The 3,853-nt window shown below is 67.0% G+C and carries 5 protein-coding genes; 2 read left to right on the plus strand and 3 right to left on the minus strand.

Going from position 1 to position 3,853, the window contains the following annotated elements; translation table 11 throughout:
- Together DBR23_RS26160 and DBR23_RS26170 are read left to right on the plus strand one after the other, a co-directional pair.
- The coding region (locus DBR23_RS26160; protein WP_108500046.1) for a DUF3108 domain-containing protein at nucleotides 1-830 on the plus strand (830 nt) is incomplete at its 5' end.
- 483 nt (nucleotides 831-1,313) lie between these two features.
- The gene (locus DBR23_RS26170; protein ID WP_055392879.1) at nucleotides 1,314-1,613 is read left to right on the plus strand and encodes a DUF3567 domain-containing protein; all 300 of its coding nucleotides are present in this window, start codon (nucleotides 1,314-1,316) and stop codon (nucleotides 1,611-1,613) included.
- 27 nt (nucleotides 1,614-1,640) lie between these two features.
- Here DBR23_RS26170 and DBR23_RS26175 read toward each other — a convergent pair whose 3' ends face one another.
- The 3 genes from DBR23_RS26175 to DBR23_RS26185 all read right to left on the minus strand — a co-directional run.
- Entirely contained in the window at nucleotides 1,641-2,723 is a 1,083-nt protein-coding gene (locus DBR23_RS26175) for an AbrB family transcriptional regulator (protein ID WP_108500047.1), read from the minus strand.
- 246 nt (nucleotides 2,724-2,969) lie between these two features.
- Entirely contained in the window at nucleotides 2,970-3,449 is a 480-nt protein-coding gene (locus DBR23_RS26180) for a hemerythrin domain-containing protein (protein ID WP_233250759.1), read from the minus strand.
- Nucleotides 3,450-3,574: 125 nt separating this feature from the next.
- Nucleotides 3,575-3,853, minus strand: a 279-nt coding sequence (locus DBR23_RS26185) for a ribonucleotide reductase subunit alpha (protein ID WP_108500048.1), incomplete at its 5' end; no start/stop codon positions are given.

Genomic DNA, 3,853 nt, shown 5'->3' on the forward strand with positions numbered 1-3,853 from the left:
GTGCCACAACCCCCGTGGCCAGCGCAACCCCTGACACGCCTGCCAACGACGCCGCCCCGGCACCCGCGCCTGCGGCATCGGCACCGGCCGCCCCCTCAGAGCCCACGGCTGAAGACGCCCAGCCCGGCACGGGCGTGGACATCCGCCCGCCCGGAGGCACCGGCCGCAGTGCCAGCGCCCCACCGCCGCCCGTGCGCATGCCTGCCCCCACGCGCCTCGCGTTTGATGTGAGCGGCCAGGCCAAAAAATTCGCCTACAGCGCCCGGGCCGAGCTGCTGTGGCAGCAGGTCGGCAACCGCTACGAGGCGCGCCAGGAGATCAGCGCCTTTCTGGTAGGCACCCGCACGCAGCGCAGCGTGGGCACGGTCACGGAGCAAGGACTGCTGCCCGAAAAGTTCTCCGACAAATCCCGCAGCGAGCAGGCCGCCCATTTTGACTACGACAAGGGCCGTGTCACCTTCAGCGCCAACACGCCCGACGCGGCGGCAGGGCCGGGCGTACAGGACCGCCTGAGCCTGTTCATCCAGCTGGGCGCCCTACTGGCCGCAGACCCGGGCCGCTTTGTGCCCGGCACCCAGATTACGCTGACCACGGTGAGCGCCCGCAGCGCCGACCGCTGGACCTTCACCGTGGAAGGCCCCGAAACCCTGGACCTGCCCGCCGGGCCCACGCCCGCCCTCAAGCTGCTGCGCCTGCCGCGCAAGGACTACGACCAGAAGGCCGAACTCTGGGTGGCGCCGGGACTGGGTTATCTGCCCGTTCGCATCAAGCTCACCCAGGCCAACGGCGATTTCGCCGACCTGCTGCTGCGCGCCAGCAGCCCCCCTTAAGAACCTGTTCAAAGCACTGCCTCCGACGGCTCGCGCCGCACGGAGTGTTGCGCCCATACGCCATCCGGGCAAAAAAGCCCCGCGAACCCGGCGTGCTCCGTTTTTCATGAAATACTGCAACGCAGCAGGGGACAAAAGCCGTGGTTTACCTAAGAACCTGTTCAAAGTCTTTTTGGAGTTGCACAAGTACCTTACCGGGATGGGATGCAAGGCGCGGTGCGCAGTTGATAGCTCGGCTATCAACAAGCGCCGCAACGCCGCAGACCGCCCGGCAAGGCACTTGCCCACAGGGTTGGAGTGAAATCGGGCGATTGAACGCCCCGGCTGCTTGTATGGGCACGAGCCCATGCGGCGCATCCGAAGCTTCCACTCATCCCGATTGCACTCCAATGCAATCTCCAAAAAGACTTTGAACAGGTTCTAAGGCCCTTGAACTCTGCGCACCCGCTGTCATCTGACATCTATATCGACAAGGGGAACACGATGCACATGCTCTACGACTCAGAATCCTTCGTGGTGGTCCATATGCTGCCCGATGCCGTGGAGAAAAAGAGCGCCCAGGTGCTCAACGACACCGCCCCCGCCGTTCCCCAGCTTGCGCGCCATGGTTTTGAAATCGTGGACAAGCGCTCCGGCAAAGAGGTCTACCTGGACGGTTCCTGGGCCGAGATGTTCCAGGAACAGATCTTGGCCTGGCAGCGCGACACGCCCACCCAGGAAGAAGTGGAAGACGCACTGGACCGCTACGCGGGCCTGGCGCAGAACCCGGTGGTGGTGCACTGACACCACGACAAAGGCCGGTGCGTTAGCTCAGCCCACCGAGCCTTCGTGTGCGGTGGGCGGATAAATCCGCCGGTACAGCGGGTCCACCAGCATCAGCACCGCAATCAGCCGGCACACCTGGAACGCCGTCACCACGGGCACCCCCAGCTGCAGCACCTTGGCCGTGATGGCCATCTCGGTGATGCCGCCGGGCGAAGTGCCCAGCAGCAAGGTGACCCAGGGCAGCCCTGTCGCCCAGGCCAGGGCAGCGGCAAACAGTGCGCACACGCCCATCAGCGCCACCGTGCCCAGCGCCACCGACGCCAGCCAACGCGGCGCAGTGTGCAAGAACTCCGCGCGAAACCGCACGCCCAGGCTCACCCCGATCACGAGCTGCGCTGCGTTGACCATGCCCTGGGGCACCGCCGATAGGCTCTGGCCTGCCATGGTCAGGCCCATGGACACCAGCATCGCCCCCATGAACCAGGGGTTGGCGCGGCCCAGCCGGTCCATCAGCAACGCCCCCGCACCGGTCAGCAGCGCCATCAGCGCCAGCCCCGACCAGTTCACCACCCGCAGCGTGGGCGGCAGGATATCGAGGCCGTGCAGGCCGCTGAACTGCAGCGCGAACGGAATGGTCACCGTAACGATCAGCAGCCGCAGGCTGTGACTGGCAGCCACCAGGTCAGTGCGTGCGTTTTCGCGCTCGGACAACAAGGTCATCTCGGACGCCGCCCCAATCGCGCCGGCAAAGTAGCTGGTGGCGCGCAGCATCGGTGCAGGGACACCGTGCATGCGGGGCGCATGCACGCGGTAAAGCCACGCACCAAACAGCCAGCCCAGGAGCAGCGCCCACGCAATGCCCAGCACGATGGCCCACCACAGGCCGCCGATCAGCGCGACCACCTGGGGCGTGAAATACAGGCCCAGCGCGGCGCCAATGGTCCATTGCCCGGCGTTGCGCAGCGGGCCCCAGCTTTCGGTGGGGCCGCCGGCCATCGACACGACAGAAGTGGCCAGCAGTGGGCCGATCATCCAGGGCAGCGGGGTCTGCAGGGCCACACAGGCGGCGGCAGCGGCCCACGCCAAGGCCAGGGTGGCCAGGGTGCGAACAATAAAGAGGGGGCGCATACGGGAAACGGCAGGCAGGCAAACAGGCGCGGCGGGGCGCGCGCGCAACCCCGCAGTATCGCGCGAGCCGCTGGCCCTGCAGCCGCCAAGGCGCTGCCCAGACGGAACGGCTGGCATCGCCACCGGGCAACGGCCGCGTGGCACCGGGCGCCAAGCAGCCCCTGGGGCAGCTGACGCCCAAATTTCAGCCCTAGCGGCCTCTTGCGCCAGTCGAATATGTGCTTGAAGCTATATTTTTGATAGCAATCAGATAGCACCCCGCCGCGCAGCCATCTCCTGCCCCATCGCCGCAAGGGACGCGGGCGGCAGCAAAGTGGCAGCAGCAGGGTAGGCAACGCCTTCTTCGGCGGCGATGTGGGCGTCATACCGCATGGCAAAACGGTCCAGCGCAGCCTCGTCCTGGGGCGTGAAGCCGGTGGCGCTTTCATCCAGCAACGCTTGCAGCCCGGGCCGGGCCGCGGCCCAGTCGGTGGTCATGGCCACGTGGTCGTGCTGCAGGCGCGTGACCAGCGCCCGGACCTCGGGCGTGGCCTGGGCGAGCAGCAGGGGGAACACATGCAGTTCTTCGTCCTGGTGGTGCAGCGGTGCGGCGATGTCGAAATAACGCAGCACATCCCGCGCGGCCTGGCGGGCATCGTTGTCAACGCCCTGCTTTCGCACATGCTCACGCAAGCGGCCAAGCAAACCCAGCGTGCGTTGCACGCGCTCGTGGCAGGCCTCCAGCATGGCAAAAGGCTGCTCAAAGCCCACGGCCGGTGCGCTGAAGCCGGGCAGATGCCTTGGCGCGGCAGCAGATACGGGTGCAGATGCGGATGCGGACGCAGGTACGGACGCCTGTGCCATGGCAGGCCTCAGCCAAACCGCACAGGGTGGCCCTGGCGGTCAAACGGAATGAACGCCCCATGCGCCCCACCCTTGATCGCATCCACCATGCGCTGCAAGGGCGCCTCGGCATCGGCGCTGCTGGGCGCCTGGTTCAGCGTGCCGGACATCGCCGCCGCAAACACGATGGCCCAGTCGTGGCCCGGGGCGGTGAACTGGCGGGCCTCGGTCACCAGTGCGTCGAACGATGCCAGTTCCTGCGGCGTCTTGTCCACACACATCAGAGGCACCAGGGCACCGCCCTGCCC

This window comes from Acidovorax sp. HMWF018 (assembly GCF_003061035.1).
Classification (GTDB): domain Bacteria; phylum Pseudomonadota; class Gammaproteobacteria; order Burkholderiales; family Burkholderiaceae_C; genus Acidovorax; species Acidovorax delafieldii.

Bases quoted from the DNA above. Each gene is read 5' to 3' on its own strand.
- DBR23_RS26170 (WP_055392879.1), top strand. From the start codon at position 1,314: ATGCACATGCTCTACGACTCAGAATCCTTCGTGGTGGTCCATATGCTG.
- DBR23_RS26175 (WP_108500047.1), bottom strand. From the start codon at position 2,723: ATGCGCCCCCTCTTTATTGTTCGCACCCTGGCCACCCTGGCCTTGGCG.
- DBR23_RS26180 (WP_233250759.1), bottom strand. From the start codon at position 3,449: ATGCTGGAGGCCTGCCACGAGCGCGTGCAACGCACGCTGGGTTTGCTT.